14 protein-coding genes are annotated in these 16,132 nt (G+C 42.4%); 7 read left to right on the forward strand and 7 right to left on the reverse strand.

Annotated elements, in window-relative coordinates:
* Window positions 1-41 precede the first annotated feature (41 nt).
* The 6 genes from panB (at window position 42) to BWD42_RS08015 (ending at window position 7,356) form a co-directional block, all read left to right on the forward strand.
* Entirely contained in the window at window positions 42-857 is an 816-nt protein-coding gene (gene panB, locus BWD42_RS07990; RefSeq protein WP_077434816.1) for a 3-methyl-2-oxobutanoate hydroxymethyltransferase, read from the forward strand.
* A gap of 8 nt (window positions 858-865) precedes the next feature.
* Window positions 866-1,468: a hypothetical protein gene (locus BWD42_RS07995; RefSeq protein ID WP_077434818.1), complete on the forward strand. Its 603-nt coding sequence runs from the start codon at window positions 866-868 to the stop codon at window positions 1,466-1,468.
* An 84-nt stretch (window positions 1,469-1,552) separates the two neighbouring features.
* The gene (locus BWD42_RS08000) at window positions 1,553-1,708 is read left to right on the forward strand and encodes a 30S ribosomal protein THX (protein WP_077434820.1); all 156 of its coding nucleotides are present in this window, start codon (window positions 1,553-1,555) and stop codon (window positions 1,706-1,708) included.
* Window positions 1,709-1,895: 187 nt separating this feature from the next.
* Complete coding sequence (locus tag BWD42_RS08005; RefSeq protein ID WP_077434822.1) at window positions 1,896-2,957, forward strand: efflux RND transporter periplasmic adaptor subunit; 1,062 nt, start codon at window positions 1,896-1,898, stop codon at window positions 2,955-2,957.
* A 6-nt stretch (window positions 2,958-2,963) separates the two neighbouring features.
* Window positions 2,964-6,047, forward strand: a complete 3,084-nt coding sequence (locus BWD42_RS08010) for an efflux RND transporter permease subunit (RefSeq protein WP_077434824.1) — start codon at window positions 2,964-2,966, stop codon at window positions 6,045-6,047.
* Window positions 6,048-6,054: 7 nt separating this feature from the next.
* Window positions 6,055-7,356, forward strand: coding sequence for a TolC family protein (locus BWD42_RS08015; protein ID WP_077434826.1), 1,302 nt, complete (start codon window positions 6,055-6,057; stop codon window positions 7,354-7,356).
* Between the two features lie 259 nt (window positions 7,357-7,615).
* Here the strand turns inward: BWD42_RS08015 and BWD42_RS08020 are convergent, their stop codons facing one another.
* Window positions 7,616-7,882 (reverse strand): hypothetical protein, encoded by a 267-nt coding sequence (locus tag BWD42_RS08020; RefSeq protein ID WP_175991998.1) that lies wholly within the window; start codon window positions 7,880-7,882, stop codon window positions 7,616-7,618.
* Between the two features lie 321 nt (window positions 7,883-8,203).
* Here BWD42_RS08020 and BWD42_RS08025 point away from each other — a divergent pair, with 321 nt between their 5' ends.
* Window positions 8,204-8,929, forward strand: a complete 726-nt coding sequence (locus tag BWD42_RS08025; protein ID WP_077434830.1) for an acyl-[acyl-carrier-protein] thioesterase — start codon at window positions 8,204-8,206, stop codon at window positions 8,927-8,929.
* A 64-nt stretch (window positions 8,930-8,993) separates the two neighbouring features.
* Here the strand turns inward: BWD42_RS08025 and BWD42_RS08030 are convergent, their stop codons facing one another.
* From BWD42_RS08030 to BWD42_RS08055, 6 genes are all read right to left on the reverse strand, one after another.
* Window positions 8,994-9,623 carry a gluconate 2-dehydrogenase subunit 3 family protein gene (locus BWD42_RS08030; protein ID WP_077434832.1) on the reverse strand — a complete coding sequence of 210 codons (630 nt, stop codon included), beginning with the start codon at window positions 9,621-9,623 and terminating at the stop codon, window positions 8,994-8,996.
* 19 nt (window positions 9,624-9,642) lie between these two features.
* The gene (locus BWD42_RS08035; RefSeq protein WP_077434834.1) at window positions 9,643-11,076 is read right to left on the reverse strand and encodes a Gfo/Idh/MocA family protein; all 1,434 of its coding nucleotides are present in this window, start codon (window positions 11,074-11,076) and stop codon (window positions 9,643-9,645) included.
* Between the two features lie 19 nt (window positions 11,077-11,095).
* Window positions 11,096-12,781 (reverse strand): GMC oxidoreductase, encoded by a 1,686-nt coding sequence (locus tag BWD42_RS08040; RefSeq protein WP_077434836.1) that lies wholly within the window; start codon window positions 12,779-12,781, stop codon window positions 11,096-11,098.
* Window positions 12,782-12,824: 43 nt separating this feature from the next.
* Entirely contained in the window at window positions 12,825-14,069 is a 1,245-nt protein-coding gene (locus BWD42_RS08045; RefSeq protein ID WP_077435895.1) for an MFS transporter, read from the reverse strand.
* 94 nt (window positions 14,070-14,163) lie between these two features.
* Complete coding sequence (locus tag BWD42_RS08050) at window positions 14,164-15,087, reverse strand: hydroxypyruvate isomerase family protein (protein WP_077434838.1); 924 nt, start codon at window positions 15,085-15,087, stop codon at window positions 14,164-14,166.
* Between the two features lie 15 nt (window positions 15,088-15,102).
* Entirely contained in the window at window positions 15,103-16,125 is a 1,023-nt protein-coding gene (locus tag BWD42_RS08055; RefSeq protein ID WP_077434840.1) for an FAD:protein FMN transferase, read from the reverse strand.
* Window positions 16,126-16,132: the final 7 nt, after the last annotated feature.

The raw sequence follows: 16,132 nt of genomic DNA on the forward strand, positions 1-16,132 counted from the left end.
ATGATAAAAACCTTACTTTTGGGCATATAATATAAGTCAAGATGTCTGTAAACAAAGAAATAAAACGAGTAAGCACAGCGATGCTACAAGCCATGAAAGACCGTAAAGAGAAGATTTCTATGCTGACGAGCTATGATTACTCCATGGCCAAAATGGTGGACAACGCCGGTGTGGATGTTATTCTGATCGGAGATTCCGCTGCGAATGTATTTGCCGGCTATGAAACTACCCTGCCGATTACCCTCGACAATATGATCTACCATGCGGCGGCTGTTGCCAGAGGCACCGAAAGGGCTATGGTCCTGGCAGACCTTCCTTTTGGTAGCTACCAAGGTTCTGCCAACGAAGCCTACAATGCTGCCGTACGTATGATGAAAGAATCCGGCGCCCATGCGTTGAAATTGGAAGGTGGCTTAGAAATCATCGACAACATCAAAAAAATTATTTCTGGCGGAATTCCCGTTTGTGGACATTTGGGCCTGACCCCACAATCCATCAATAAATTCGGAAATTTTGGTGTCCGTGCCAAAGAGGAACAAGAAGCGGCCAAACTTATGGAAGATGCATTGGCTCTTCAGGAGGCTGGTTGTTTTGCCATTGTACTGGAAAAAATTCCTGCGGCTTTGGCAAAAGCCGTGACTGAAAAATTGGCCATTCCGACCATAGGGATCGGCGCTGGTGCTGATTGTGATGGACAGGTGCTTGTAATCAATGATATGCTGGGCATGAATGCAGACTTTAAGCCCAAATTTATGCGGCACTTTGCCAACCTACATGAGCAGATCACTACCGCAGTAAGCAATTACGTTGCTGAAGTCAAGGCAGTGCAATATCCAAATTCGGAAGAACAATATTAATAAGCGCTATGAAATTATTGATCATAGGGATAATTATCCTTATCGCTTACCTGATGATTCGAAAAAAGTTCAATTTTTTCGAATCATCAGACACGGATGCCAAAAGCTTAAAATCGGGCTTTCAATTGATAGAAGCACCGGCCGCTCTCATTCGATCTACCTTAAAAAAAACAATCTCCAATGTCGTTATTGGCTTGGTACTTATTCTCATTACCATATTGCTTTTTGTAAAAATTAAAATCGTATTGTTTCTCCTCCCAATAGCCTTTTTTTTAATTGGTTACTTCTTCCTGTTTAACAATCACTTCAGCAAAATAAAGAGCCAACAGATTTGGTTTAATGCCAAAACCAACGAGGTTTTTGTGGAACAACTGCGAGCAGAAAACTATGCTTTCAATATATTCCAGGATGTGCTGGCTGTACAAAAGATCGAATCTATTCAGACAACAAGAGGCCTGCTCTATGGTTACTATCGAATAAAACTAAAAGATCAGCTTTTGGAAATCCCCTATTTACTGGCTGAAAATAAACCTGCCAATAATCTTTTTTTTGAGACACTCGTACAAAACTTCAAAATTGAAACCCAGAAAAGAATTTTTCCAATCATTTAGTACTTAATGTATTGCAGTTACAAAAGAAAATAGTATATTTAGGTTACTTAAGAATACATTGTTAAAACCAAAATATTTTATACTATGGGAAAAGGTGATATCAAAACCAGAAGAGGAAAAATATCAAATGGTTCTTTTGGAAAAAGAAGGCCGCATTTATCGAAAGCATCCATCAAACCAAAAGTGGATGATGCAGCTCCAAAAGCAGTTGAACCAAAAGCAACTAAAGCGAAAAAATAATACGTATAAAGCTAGAATAGGTTTCTAGCTTTTTTTATAGCATGTAGTCCCATTAACTTACATGCGGTAGATTCGTTGCCAGCTATTGCTGTTCTGTATTGTAAAATCCTTTTGACAACCGGTATCATCATGAGAATAAAGCTATCTTTATCCTCCAGATCAAAAAACCAGATAAGGACTATACCGCATGAATAAAAAAACGACCCTCTACATTCTTTTAGCCTGTGCTGTTATTGGAGGTGGATATTTTCTCATAAATCCCAAAAAAGACAAAAATGAAGCCGATAAATCTGCTGTCAAAAAAGATGTTCCTGTTGCTGCGCAGGCAATTATAGCAAGATCATCTGTAGCCGATCGGTCCATTAATTTGTCCGGCAGTATCGATGCCGAAGAAAAGGTGGAGATCAGAAGCGAAGTCAGTGGTCGAATTACAAAAATCTACTTTACTGAAGGACAACGTATCCAACAGGGGCAACCTTTGATCAAGATTGATGATATTGAATTGCAAGCGCAACTCAAACAGGCGCAGACAACGAATCAGCTGAATGCAGAAAACGAACGTCGCGCAAAATTATTGCTCCAGAAAGGAGCAATCAGTCAAGAGGAATTTGATATCGCCAGTGCGGCATTAAAGACTGCACAGGCGCAGATCCAGCTGATTCAGGCCCAGATCTCCAAAACAACCGTACGTGCACCGTTTAGTGGCATGATTGGCCTAAGAAATATTTCAGTTGGTGCTATCGTCTCATCCAATACGCTGATCGCAAATTTGGTTAAGGACAATTTCGTTAAGATTACCTTTGCTATTCCGGAAAAATACAGCAGTGTAGTCAAACTTAACACGCCCATTGAGTTCAGTGTTGCCAATGACCCGGCAGTTATCAAAGCTAATATTTATGCCATAGAGCCTGAGGTCTCCCTGAATACCCGCACCCTGACTGTCCGTGCACGCGCAGCAAACGAACAGGGGCAGCTTCGTGTAGGTTCCTTTGTCAATGTCATCCTGCCGATAGAAGTCGAAAATAATGCCATTGCTATTCCCACGGAAGCAATCGTTCCGGTCCAGGATGGAAAAAAAGTCTTTATACTAAAGAATGGACTCGCAAAAGAAACTAAAGTTGAAACCGGCGCCCGTACCGATAAGGAGATTGTTATCCTATCTGGCATAAGTGCCGGAGATACCGTATTGACAACAGGTGTTCTTGCCTTAAAAGATGGAGTAAAGGTTAAAGTATCATTAGCTAACTAACTGTAAATGAATTTATCTGCTATTTTTATTAAGCGCCCTGTGCTCACCATTGTCGTCAATATAACGATTATTCTATTTGGCTACATTGGCTTTAGCTTTCTGGGTGTTCGCGAATACCCCTCCATTGACCCGGCCATCGTATCGGTACGTACCAACTACGCTGGTGCCAACCCTGATATTATTGAATCGCAGATCACCGAACCGTTGGAGAAAGCGATCAACTCCATTGATGGTATCCGTAATATCTCATCCTCCAGCAATCAGGGATCCAGCAATATCACCATTGAATTCGATTTAAAGAAAAATCTGGAGGAAGCTGCCAATGACGTTCGGGACAAAGTATCCCAGGCAGTCAGAAGCCTGCCCCAGGATATTGACGCCCCACCGGTAGTCTCAAAAGCGGATGCGGATTCTGATCCGATCATTACCCTGACCCTACAGAGCGAAACCAGGGATAAGCTTTCCCTGAGTGACTATGCTGAGAATGTTATTTCCGAAAGACTGCAGACCATCCCGGGGGTCAGCAGTACGCAAATATATGGTCAAAAACGTTACGCCATGCGCCTATGGCTCAACCCGGACCGCATGGCGGCCTACGGCATCACCGCTTCCGATATCCGTACAGCATTAAGTAACCAAAATGTTGAATTACCTTCCGGTAAAATTGTTGGCAATACCACTGAATTAACCGTAAAAACCGTAGGAAACCTTTCCACGCCCGAAGAGTTTAACAATATTGTCCTAAAAGCCGATAGCACGCGCTTGGTTAAATTTATAGACATTGGCCGTGCAGAAATTGATGCCGAAAATCTGGAGACCAAGATGGTCAGTAATGGCAAACAACTGGTCGGTGTCGCCATTATTCCGCAACCGGGGACAAACTACCTGGATATCGCGAACAATTTTTACAAAATGCTTGATCAGATGAAAGAGGATATCCCTCAGGATATCAGCATCAATATCGCATCTGACAACACCAAGTTCATTAAGAAATCGGTTGTTGAGGTTGCTGAGACCTTACTGATATCCATTATTCTGGTGACGCTTATCATTTACTTCTTCTTTAGAGACTGGGGAATTGCCCTACGGCCATTATTGGATATCCCCGTTTCACTTATCGCAACTTTTTTTATTATGTACATTTTTGGTTTTTCGATCAATGTACTGACCCTACTTGCGATTGTATTGGCGACAGGGCTTGTGGTCGATGATGGAATTGTCGTTACCGAAAATATCTTCAAAAAAGTTGAGGAAGGCATGTCCCCTATTGAAGCTGCACTGAAAGGCTCCAAAGAGATCTTCTTTGCAGTTATCTCCATTTCCGTTACCCTCGCCGCGGTTTTCTTACCCGTCATATTTCTTGAAGGTTTCGTCGGACGGTTGTTTCGGGAATTCGGGGTGGTCATCGCGTCAGCCGTACTGGTGTCAGCCTTTGTTTCACTGACGTTGACCCCGATGCTGAATGCTTACCTGATTAAAGGCGGTGGTCACAAAAAGACCCGCTTTTATGAATGGACAGAACCAATGTTTGTGAAAATGAACAAAGGCTACGCCAATGCGCTGGATAAATTCATGAAATTAAAATGGATAAGCTTTCCGATCTTATTGATCTGTTTTGCCATCATCGCAGTAATCTTCTCTTCGATCAAGAAAGAAACTGCTCCCTATGATGACCGCAGCGCCATCATGGTCAATGTCACCGGTCCCGAGGGTGCTACCTATGAATACATGGACCGTTATATGCAGGAACTGGACAAACTGGTTTACGATTCGATTCCCGAAAACAAAATCAGTTTAAATATTACCTCCCCTGGTTTCGGACCTAGTTCGGTCAACTCCGGACGTATCCGGATGACACTTGTCGATCCCGAAGAGCGTACAAGGTCACAAGATGATGTGGCGAAGGAGCTGACCAAATGGACAAAAAAATACGATGGTGTACGTGTCAATGTATCACAGACGCCGACCATTTCCATGAATCGTCGCGGCGGCCTACCGATACAGTACATTATCCAGGCTCAAAATTTTGAAAAGCTTCAGGAGAAGATTCCTGAATTTATGAACGAAGTAAATAGTGATCCTACATTTTCAACAACAGATATCAATCTGAAGTTTAACAAACCCGAACTTCATGTCGAGATAGACCGCTTAAAAGCCTTAAGCATGGGTGTATCTGTGCTCGACGTATCCCAATCCCTCCAGCTGTTGTTAAGTGGTCAGCGCTTTGCTTATTTCATGCGTGATGGCAAACAATATCAGGTGATCGGACAGGTCGAAAACGATCGACGGGCAACACCGACAGATCTGACCTCCATTTATGTGCGCAACAATATCGGACAGCTCATACAGCTGGATAACCTCGTCAATGTCAGCGAAGAAAGTAGCCCACCACAACTCTACCACAATAATCGGTATATGTCGGCGACAGTCTCCGCAGGCCTGGCTCCGGGCATGAGTATGAGCGATGGTATAGCCGCAATGGACCGTATCAAGGAAAAAGTATTGGACCAAAGCTTTACCACTGACCTCAGTGGTGAATCCCGCGATTTCATCGAAAGTAGTTCCAATACCCTCTTTGCTTTTGGTCTCGCTTTATTACTGATTTATCTCATACTAGCGGCTCAGTTTGAGAGCTTCCTGGATCCATTTATTATCATCCTGACGGTACCGATGGCAGTTGCCGGTGCACTGATCAGTTTATGGCTATTTGATCAGACCTGGAATATATTCAGCCAGATCGGAACCATTATGCTGATCGGTCTGGTGACGAAAAATGGTATCCTAATCGTTGAATTTGCCAACCAGATGCGGGAGGAAGGGATGGAAAAATTTGAAGCGATCATGCATGCTGCCGAATCGCGTCTGCGCCCCATTTTAATGACCAGTCTGGCCATTGCCCTGGGCGCATTGCCTATTGCGATGTCATTGGGCGCGGCTTCCACAAGCCGTATCGGTATGGGGGTTGTCATCGTCGGTGGTACTATATTCTCACTGATCCTGACCTTATTTATTATCCCAGCAATTTATTACATGTGGTCCAGACCAAAGAAACACAGACCTGAATTTGACAACATTAAAAGCTACGAATAGATCAGACATGAAGAGAAATGTAATCCTAACACTGCTGCTTAGCGTCATCCTATTTCAGGCTCCTGCACAACAGATGTTGACGCTGGAAGAAGCGTTGGCAACCACTTTAAGCAACAATTTCAATATTCTTTTGGCAAAAAATGACCACAAAATAGATAGCGAAAATACAAGTGCGGGCAGCGCCGGAATGCTTCCCGCCGTTACAGGTAGTTTCAGTCGGAGCAATTCCATCCAAAACTCCCGGCAGGTACGGGCCGACGGTCAAGTGCAGCAGATTTCAAATGCCAAAAACGATAACATGTCCTATGGGGTCAACCTCAACTGGACCGTCTTCGATGGATTCGGCATGTTTGCACGCCGCGATAGATTCAAAGAAATCCAGCGCCAGGGTGAAGCCGAAATCAAATTCGAGGTCATCAGTCAATTGAGTGAAGTTATAGCAACCTATTACAGCTTAGTGCAACAAAAGCGTTTATTGAATGCTTTAGACACCACCATTACCCTATCGCAATATCGCGTTACGCTGGCTGAAAATAGGCTGGAAATCGGAAAGGGATCCAAACTGGATTTACTGAATGCGAAAGTGGATCTAAACACCGACCAAACCAACCTGTTACGCCAACGCGAGAGCTTTCAAAATACAAAAACATACCTAAACCAGCTCATGACCCGCGATCTGGGCATAGATTTCCAGGTTGAGGACGAAATGAAACTGGATACTGACCTTAAACTGGGAGATCTGATCCAGATTGCCGACCAACAGAACCCGCAGATTCAATTGGCCCTTATCAATAAAAGAGTTGCCGAACTGAACCTCAAATCGATAAAAGCCGAGCGTTATCCCAAAATAGGCCTCAATACCGGCTACAACTGGAATGAATCTCACTCTTCATTGGGCTTCTCGACCGAAAACAAAAATAAAGGACTCAACTATGGTGTGACCGCCTCGGTGAATATCTTCAATGGATTTCTTCAAAACAGAAATGAACGGATCGCCAAATTCCAGGTACAGAATACCGAACTACAGATCCAACAACAAAAACAAAATATACAGGCGCAAGTCCGTACACTTTTTCAAACCTATATCACCAACATCGAACTGGCGCAGGTAGAAAAAAAGAATGAAGAACTCGCAAAAGAAAATCTAACTATCACCATGGATAAATTTCGGATCGGGACGATTACGACCCTCGAAGTCAGAACGGCGCAGCTAAATTATATCAATGCCATGACACGGAGTTATACCGCACAATACGATGCGAAAGTTTCAGAGATACGCCTGAAAGAGTTAACAGGTGAAACTTATTAGTTCGCAGCGTCTATTTTACCCTGAGTGGGCAGCGGACACGATGCTATTCGCGCGTTGAAACCGGGCAAGAAAAACATCGACAAAGTGTATGAAAATAATATAATGACCTTATGCAATGCTCATAAAAAAACTTTACGTTCTTATAAGCGCCAATAGTCATGGAATTCAACTGAAGGCTCTTTCTGAGCAATAGAAATAGATAATTCACAAAAAAGCTCCCTTTATATTAAGGGAGCTTTTTTATTAGGAGCCATGCTCATTAATAATCAATTGCAATAATAGACCTTAGTGGAATCAGTACACCACTCTTGATCTGGATATATCTATCGGTTAATGACCACACCGTGGTTTCGATACGCTTTGGTCCGGAATCTGTTTGAAAGGCTATTTCAGTCTTGGATTTAAATTCATTTCCCAAGCGAAGGGCCCCTTTTAATTTATCCATAAAACTTGCTGACTTATCTTCACTCGCAGGGATAAATTTAAATTGAGGAATTTCCTCTTTAGCTATTAGTTCTCCAACCATAATATTAGCATTTAATGTGTAAATTAATGTTTCGCGCTACACTAAATATAACGTGATATAACCAATCTTATTTTATTAAATAATGCCATTGGCTTATTTAAATCTACCTAATCCGATGATAATAATCAATTAAATAACTGAAAACTATCATTTATTTTACAATAAAAAAACGATTGGCAGTTTTCGCCTTTTTTGTCTGGTTAGGTTCAAAAACTGTGCAACAGTTCATATGATCGGAATATCTTAAAATTATGTCATTTCATTTTGAATTTGAGGCACAAATCAGTCATATTGCCTAATTTTGCATAAAACTAAACACAGATGGAAAAATCAGTCTTTGAGAAAAACTGGGAAATTTATTTCACGCAATGTTACTCTAATGGCCGTATCCGTTTCTCCGATTTGTCAAATATTCTTCAGCTTACCGCTGGGGAACATGCCACTCAAGTTGGTTTCGGTTTTAAGGAAATGGCCAAACATAATCAGACCTGGGTACTCAGTAGAATGCGTATTGAAATCAATAGGCTGCCCAAATGGATGGATATTGTTCAGGTAAAAACCTGGGTACAGGAACTTGAAGGGGCCCGTTCTACGCGTAATTTTGAAATTTCGGTCAATGGACAAGTCTATGTCACTGCCACGAGCTATTGGGCCGTCATCAATACGGTAAAAAGAAGTTCGGAAGATCTGGCTATTTCCACAGAGGATTTTACAACTTATCCTGACCGTCCCGCAACACAGCGACCGTTCTCAAAATTGAATATCTCCCAGCCTGTCAAAAATATAGATCAATATATTGTCAAGTTGTCCGACCTTGATATTGTCAATCATGCCAATAACGTCAAATACGTGGATTGGTGTATGGATAGGCTTCCCATCGAACTTGTACTGACCAATCAGATCAAATCCTTGGAGATGAACTATCTCCGGGAACTACGCCACAATGATACGGTAGACCTTAACGGCGATTCAACGGACAAGGGCTATTTTATGACTGTGACAAAACAGCAACGGATTCACTTTGCCCTGGAGGTGGAAACAAAATAAAAATCGAAATAAGACAAAAAAGGAGGCTTAAGCCTCCTTTTTTATTTTGCGCAGAACATAGTTACTATGCGAATGCTTTATCTCCTTTTTTGTAAGGGAAGTTTCCGTCATATTTTCCAGGGATTTTGACAAAACGCAAAGCTTTTGTACAACCCAATTCGGAGTTAAAGAAACCTGTCAACGTCAATTGTTTAAACATCGTGAACCAGTGCGGTGGATCAGTTTCTACGTAATTGTACAATTGATTTTGTTTTTCTTTATTTTTCTCGCGGATATCTTTTTGCTCCTCTTCCTGCTTTTTATTAAATTCGTTTGCTTCTTTATCCAAAGCTGCTGCTACCGCTGTACGATCTTCAGCAGAAAGTTCAAGGAAAGGTTTTCCTTTTACTTCTTTCGCTTTGGTATCCAAGCTTGCAAAACCTGTTAAAAATGCTTTCTGTTGCTTCTCCGTGTAACAGTCACGGACCATTACTGGAATAAAGCTTCCTACACCAGCTTCTTTCGCACCCGGAGTTGCAGTTTTAGGTAAAATAGCTTCCGCTAAATCGCCCAACAAATCGGTTGTTTTTGCCTCAAATAAAGCCGCTACATCCTTTGTGGCCGAGCGTGTACAGCCTTCCAGAAATAAATTGGCGCCGATAACGGTACCTCCTAAAATCAAGGCAACCCGTTGTAATGCTTCTCTTCTATTCATACTACTAAATATCTTAATTTTAGAAATTATATTTCATTTCCCAACCCTGTCTGTAATTACGTTTGACATATTGATTCACATGATCAAAATTCGTCACACGCATATTGTCATTATCCCATAACAATTTGAGGTTACGTCCCGGATATTTTCCGTCAATACGTAAATCAGCACCTCTGATTGCCAGGTTGGCCATCAATAAAGCTTCTGTCAAAGGACCTGCAATCTCAAACGGTGAGCTCACCTCTTTCTTGCCGTAACCCGCTTGACAAGCCTCTACCCACTGCGCATAGTGACCAGCTTCTTGTCCCGGTACGCGTGCATATTTCTGCGCTACCTGATCTTTTCTTGATGTTGGCAACAGACGTGCATTCTGACCGTAAGTGTCCGCAAGGATCTTACCTTTGGTACCTACGAGTAAAATACCGTTACCACCATCACCAAAGATTTCATTTGGACCCAATTCATCTGGACGTGCTGGTTGAATACCACCGTCCATCCAATGTAATGTTACCGGGCCATTTGTACGTGGAGTTTTAGGGAAAGTCAATGTCGCGTGACTTGACGGCGGACAGCTTTCTGGGAAATAACCACGTTTGAATTCATCCACATAAACAGAACCTACTGTTGCCTGCACATCCTGTACATAGGTCAGGCCTAAGGTGCTGAAAGGAACTTCCAACAAGTGACAGCCCATATCACCCAGTGCACCGGTACCATAATCCCACCAGCCGCGCCAGTTGAAAGGCACCAATTTATCCACATACTCTTTGTATGGCGCGGTACCTAACCAAAGGTCCCAATCCAATTCTTTCGGAATTTCGGCTTTGCCAGTCGGCCATGCAATACCTGAAGGCCATACCGGACGGTCAGTCCAACAGTATACCGTATGTACATCACCGATTAAACCGGCTTCGTACCATTCACGGACAAAACGTGGTCCATCATTAGATGCACCCTGATTTCCCATTTGGGTAACTACTTTATATTTCTTGGCCGCATGCGTCAGCGCTCTCGCTTCCCAGACATCATGAGTCAAAGGTTTCTGCACATAGACGTGCTTACCCAATTGCATCGCTGCCAAGGCCTGAATCGCATGTTGATGATCCGGAGTAGAAACAGAAACAGCTTCAATGCGTTTATGCTCTTTGTCCAACATCTCACGGTAATCTTTATAATATTTCGCTTTTGGGTAACGTTTCAATGCACCTGCTGCACGACGATCATCCACATCACATAAAAACGCTAAATCCGCTTTACCTGAATCATGAAAGGAGTTAATGTCGCTGAATCCTTTACCACCTACACCAATACCAGCTATTTGTAACTTATCACTAGGAGCGATGAAACCATTTCCCCCTAATACATGACGAGGAACGATCATAAAGGCTGCTGCAGCGGTTGCCGCAGTCTTTATAAAATCTCTTCTACTCGACTTATTTGAGTTATTTTCCATTATTATCAATCTTTAGCTATTAGATATTACCTTTTTTCAATTCACTAACCGCAAAATCGACCGCACGTGCAGTAAGTGCCATATAAGTAAGTGAAGGGTTAACACAACCAGCAGAAGTCATACAGGCACCGTCTGTCACAAATACATTCAGTGCATCCCAAACCTGATTATTGCCATTCAATACTGAAGTCTTTGGATCACGCCCCATACGCGCTGTTCCCATCTCATGGATACCCTGACCAAGACCATATACATTATCATAGGTATAAGTGTCTTTAACACCAATGCTATCCAGCATTTCCTTCATTTCATTTTGCATGTCAGCACGCATCTTCAATTCATTATCCTTGATTTCCGCATCAAATGATAATACAGGCAGTCCCCATTTATCTTTTTTGCTCTTATCAAGCGTAATTTTATTTTCATGGTACGGCAAAGTCTCTCCGAAGGCTGTAAAGCCCACAGTCCAGTCGCCAGCTTCACAGATGGCATCTTTCCATGCGCCACCGACTTCCATCTCCGCAACAGCACCCGACCAACGGCCTCTACCTGCAGCTCCTTGATAACCAAATCCACGAACATAGTCACGTTTTTTTGTATCCCCATCAACGTTTACAAAACGTGGTACATACAGCCCCGTTGGACGACGGCCAAAGACATAGCTATCCAGGTAGCCATCCACCTTACCACCGGCACCACAACGGAAATGGTGATCCATTAAATTGTGTCCAAGTTCACCGCTGCTACTTCCCAGACCACCTTCCCATACATCCGTAGCAGAGTTCATCAATACCCACGTTGAGTTTAGGGCCGATGCACACACAAAAATCACCTTCGCAAAGAATTCGTATGTTTTATTTGTTTCAGCATCGACAATTTCAACACCTTTCGCCTTTTTTGTGTTTTTATCGTAGATAATCTTTGTGACGATGGAAAACGGACGCAGTGTTAAATTATTTGTTTTCTTTGCTGCTGGTAACGTCGCGGATTGCGTACTGAAATAAGCTCCAAAGTTACAACCCAACCAACATTGATTTTGGTATTGACAGTTGACACGGCCCTCATGTGGCACCGTGATATTTGCTGTCCGGCCCATAATGAAATGACGCTGGCCACCATATTGTTTTTTCAATCGTTCAGCAAGATCCTTCTCCACAATATTCATTGGCATTGGTGGCATATAATCACCGTCCGGAAGCGAAGGAACACCGTCTCTATTTCCAGAGATACCAGCAAACTTTTCCGCATAGCTATACCATGGTGCGATATCTTTATAACGGATCGGCCAATCTACTCCATGACCGTCTTTCAAGTTAGCCTCGAAATCCAGGTCACCTAGGCGATAAGATTGTCTGCCCCACATTAATGATCTACCGCCCACATGATATCCACGGTACCAGTCAAAACGTTTTACCTCTGTATAAGGACTATCCTTCTCATTCACCCAAAAATCAAGATTCTTTTCATTCAATGGATAATCTCTGCGCAATACGGGATAGTCCTCAATCATCTGTTGGGTACGACCACCAGCATGAGGCCATTCCCATGGCATTTTGTTTGGCGCAGTATAATCCTTAATGTGTTCGATATTACGACCACGCTCTAGCATAATTGTTTTCAGTCCTTTTTCTGTCAATTCTTTCGCAGCCCATCCACCACTTATCCCAGAACCGATTACAATCGCGTCATAAGTATTTGTTGCCATCTCTCTTCTAATTATTTGTTTTTAAATAGTTATTTTTTTCTGTTTAGTGTGCTGCACCAGTATTATCCACTTTCTCGTCTTTAAAAAGAGCTAAAAAGATAAAAAATACCACTGCGGCAATAATTGCTGGAACGACCCAGGTATGATTCCAAAATCCGGCTAAATCTGTTGCCTTTAAATCTTTATATTTGTCACCTACGTAACTTGCTACCCAGAAGCCGATCAATTGACCGACACCGTATGTTGCCAATGTAATCAAGCCTTGTGCGGCAGATTTGTATTTAATACCCGCCTTACTGTCTGTATAGATCTGTCCCGAAACAAAGAAAAAGTCATAACAGATCCCGTGTAAAGCGATACCGATCAACAGCATGAAGGAAAGCTCACCGGCATTACCATAGGCAAACAACAGGTAACGGATTACCCAAGCCAGCATACCCACCAAGATTGTTTTCTTAAAGCCAAATTTTGTAAAGAAAATTGGCAGTGCTAATAAGAACAAAACCTCTGAGGCTTGTCCAATTGTCATTTTACCGGTTGGATTTTCTAAACCGATTTCCGTAAGGAACAGGTTCGCATTGGAATAATAAAACGCCAAAGGAATACAGATCAATACCGAGGAAATGAAAAAGATCAAGAAGTTTTTGTCTTTCAACAATTTGATCGCATCCAGACCAATAATTGATGCAAAGGAAGGTTTTTCACCTTCATCCAATTTAACCGGCGGTGTTTTTGGCAACGCGAAGGAGAATATACCCAATACCAAAGAAGCTACACCTGACATCAGGAATGTATTCTTCAGGGCACCATCAGATGCCGCGGCATCCCATTTGAAGATATAACTAATCGCCAAACCAGCGACAATCCAACCAATTGTTCCCCAGATCCGTATCGCTGAGAATTGTTTTTCTGGATTTGTTAATTGACGAAATGAAACCGAGCTTGCCAAAGCCAAGGTTGGCATATACAGTATCATATAAGCCAATACATAAGGATAAAAAGTAGACATATTGGCCGCACCATACATCTGGTACATTAATACGGCACCGACCAAATGCAAAACACCCAAAATACGTTCGGCATTAAAATAACGATCGGCAATCATTCCTACGATAAAAGGTGCGATGATCGCGCCCAATGACTGCGTCGAAAATACATTAGCCATCTCAAAATCCGTTGCTTGCAGATTCTTGCTCAAAAAAGTGCCTAATGTGACAAACCATCCCCCCCAAATAAAAAATTCAAGGAACATCATGAAGGATAGTTTAAATTTTATTGTTGATGAAATCATAAATAAATGGTGTTTTACAATACTACTAATTGGTTTTACCAGCTCAATTTAAGAAATTAAATCTAATTGTCAATAGTACACTATTAAAATATTACAAAAAGCTATCGACCTCCCGGTAAGCAGCCACCAATCTGTCTTCGCCCTCTTTTCCGGGCTTAGAATTACCGTGTTCCATTCCCATTATTCCCTTATATCCCTTACTATGAATATGTTTGAATACGTTTTTATAATTGATTTCGCCGGTAGTCGGTTCTTTACGTCCCGGATTATCCCCAATTTGAATGTAAGCGATTTCATCCCAGCAACGGTTCATATTGGCAATCAAATCGCCCTCGGTGCGTTGCATATGGTAGATATCGTACAGGATCTTACAGGAAGGACTATTGACAGCCTTACACATGGCATAGGTTTCATGCGTTTGCTGCAAAAATAATTCAGGCGTATCACTTAATGTCTCCAGCACCATGACCAAACCATGTGGTTCGAAGATCTCCGCTCCTCTACGCATTGCCTCAAGGATATTGCTGAATTGATTTCCCCAGGGCAATCTCCGCTCATAGAATCCGGGAACCACCGTAAGCCATTTTGCATTGCATCGTTTGGCCGCTTCCACGGACTTATGACAGGTCTCGACAAATTTATCCAAGAATTCCTTTTTACCTGTTGCCAGGGAAGGCATCCAGTTTTGTCCACCATCGACTACAAATACCCCCATGGTCATGCCCAATTTGGCCAATAGCTCCCCTACTTTCTTTTGCTCATCCAATGTACGACCCAAGTAACCATTATCTTCAATTCCCCGAAAACCTAAATCATACATATAACGGATTTCATCCAGGAAGTTGTCCCCTGCATGATTCTTGAACATCCCCTGATGTGGTGCATAATTTAGATTGAATGTCTTTCCTTTATCCTTCATATGGGTTGCATTTTGATTTGTTGAAGCAAACGTATGCCCGGATAATCCGGCTCCGGCGACCAAAAGGCCACTTTTAATAAAATCAGATCTTTTCATTTTGTTTATAGTTGATTAATTTTTAAATAATTTACCAAATCCATCTGAATAAATCGTCTGAATGGTCTGGTTTTTATTTTTATAAATAACAAAAACTTCCACGCCCTTTAATTTTTTGGCCTTCGCAAGGATTTCTGTGGGCTCCATCCCCATAAAATAGTTGTCCAAAGCATCTGCATCCATGGCGGTCCGCGTGTATACGCTAACACTTAATACACTAGTTGTATAAGGAAATCCGGTCACGGGATTGATGTGGTGCCCCAGCTTTTTGTCCTTGTATTTAATAAATTTTTCAAAACTGCCAGCAGTGGTTAATGCACCGCTATGGAGTTGGACAACCGCTGTCATGATCTCCTCCTGACCGCTTTGATCTGGCTGGACAATACCGATGGAAAAACCCTTTTGTCCCGGCGGAGTTCCCGAAGCTCTGATCTCACCCCCCACTTCTACCATATAATTGGAAATTCCCTTGTGTTCGAGGTAATCGGCCAGTACATCGACAGTATACCCTTGCGCAATACCGTTGACATCAATCTTAACACCCGGCTTTTCCTTTAACAGTTGCCTGCGATTGACCTTGAGATGCTGCATGCCGACCAATTGCTTTGCCTGATAGACTGTTGCCGAGTCCGGCACAATCTGGCTTTTTTTAACACCAAAGCCCCAAAGGTTGACCAGTGGGGCAATGGTAATATCGAATTGGCCTTTGGATAGTTTATTGTATCGGAATGAAGCTGCAATCACATGAGCCATATGCTCATCCATATCGATCCGCATCACACTGTCCTGATTGAACAGGGAAATTTTTGAACCCTTGCGATAAACCGACATCGATAGATCAATGACCTTTAAGATGCTATCAATCTCCGACCGCTTGACAAGACTATCTGCCGCGAAATAAGTAATGTGAAACTGCGTGCCTTGTGCTGGGCCCTCCAGACGAATCTTGCTTAACTCTTTTAAACCCGGTTGCGCCTGTAAACCAAGCAGCCCAATAATAAAAAAGAATAGACAGCAGAACACTCTTTTAAGCCCCATCACTGCA

Source organism: Sphingobacterium sp. CZ-UAM, assembly GCF_002000245.1.
GTDB lineage: Bacteria > Bacteroidota > Bacteroidia > Sphingobacteriales > Sphingobacteriaceae > Sphingobacterium.

Bases quoted from the DNA above. Each gene is read 5' to 3' on its own strand.
- panB (WP_077434816.1), top strand. From the start codon at position 42: ATGTCTGTAAACAAAGAAATAAAACGAGTAAGCACAGCGATGCTACAA.
- BWD42_RS07995 (WP_077434818.1), top strand. From the start codon at position 866: ATGAAATTATTGATCATAGGGATAATTATCCTTATCGCTTACCTGATG.
- BWD42_RS08000 (WP_077434820.1), top strand. From the start codon at position 1,553: ATGGGAAAAGGTGATATCAAAACCAGAAGAGGAAAAATATCAAATGGT.
- BWD42_RS08005 (WP_077434822.1), top strand. From the start codon at position 1,896: ATGAATAAAAAAACGACCCTCTACATTCTTTTAGCCTGTGCTGTTATT.
- BWD42_RS08010 (WP_077434824.1), top strand. From the start codon at position 2,964: ATGAATTTATCTGCTATTTTTATTAAGCGCCCTGTGCTCACCATTGTC.
- BWD42_RS08015 (WP_077434826.1), top strand. From the start codon at position 6,055: ATGAAGAGAAATGTAATCCTAACACTGCTGCTTAGCGTCATCCTATTT.
- BWD42_RS08020 (WP_175991998.1), bottom strand. From the start codon at position 7,882: ATGGTTGGAGAACTAATAGCTAAAGAGGAAATTCCTCAATTTAAATTT.
- BWD42_RS08025 (WP_077434830.1), top strand. From the start codon at position 8,204: ATGGAAAAATCAGTCTTTGAGAAAAACTGGGAAATTTATTTCACGCAA.
- BWD42_RS08030 (WP_077434832.1), bottom strand. From the start codon at position 9,623: ATGAATAGAAGAGAAGCATTACAACGGGTTGCCTTGATTTTAGGAGGT.
- BWD42_RS08035 (WP_077434834.1), bottom strand. From the start codon at position 11,076: ATGGAAAATAACTCAAATAAGTCGAGTAGAAGAGATTTTATAAAGACT.
- BWD42_RS08040 (WP_077434836.1), bottom strand. From the start codon at position 12,781: ATGGCAACAAATACTTATGACGCGATTGTAATCGGTTCTGGGATAAGT.
- BWD42_RS08050 (WP_077434838.1), bottom strand. From the start codon at position 15,087: ATGAAAAGATCTGATTTTATTAAAAGTGGCCTTTTGGTCGCCGGAGCC.
- BWD42_RS08055 (WP_077434840.1), bottom strand. From the start codon at position 16,125: ATGGGGCTTAAAAGAGTGTTCTGCTGTCTATTCTTTTTTATTATTGGG.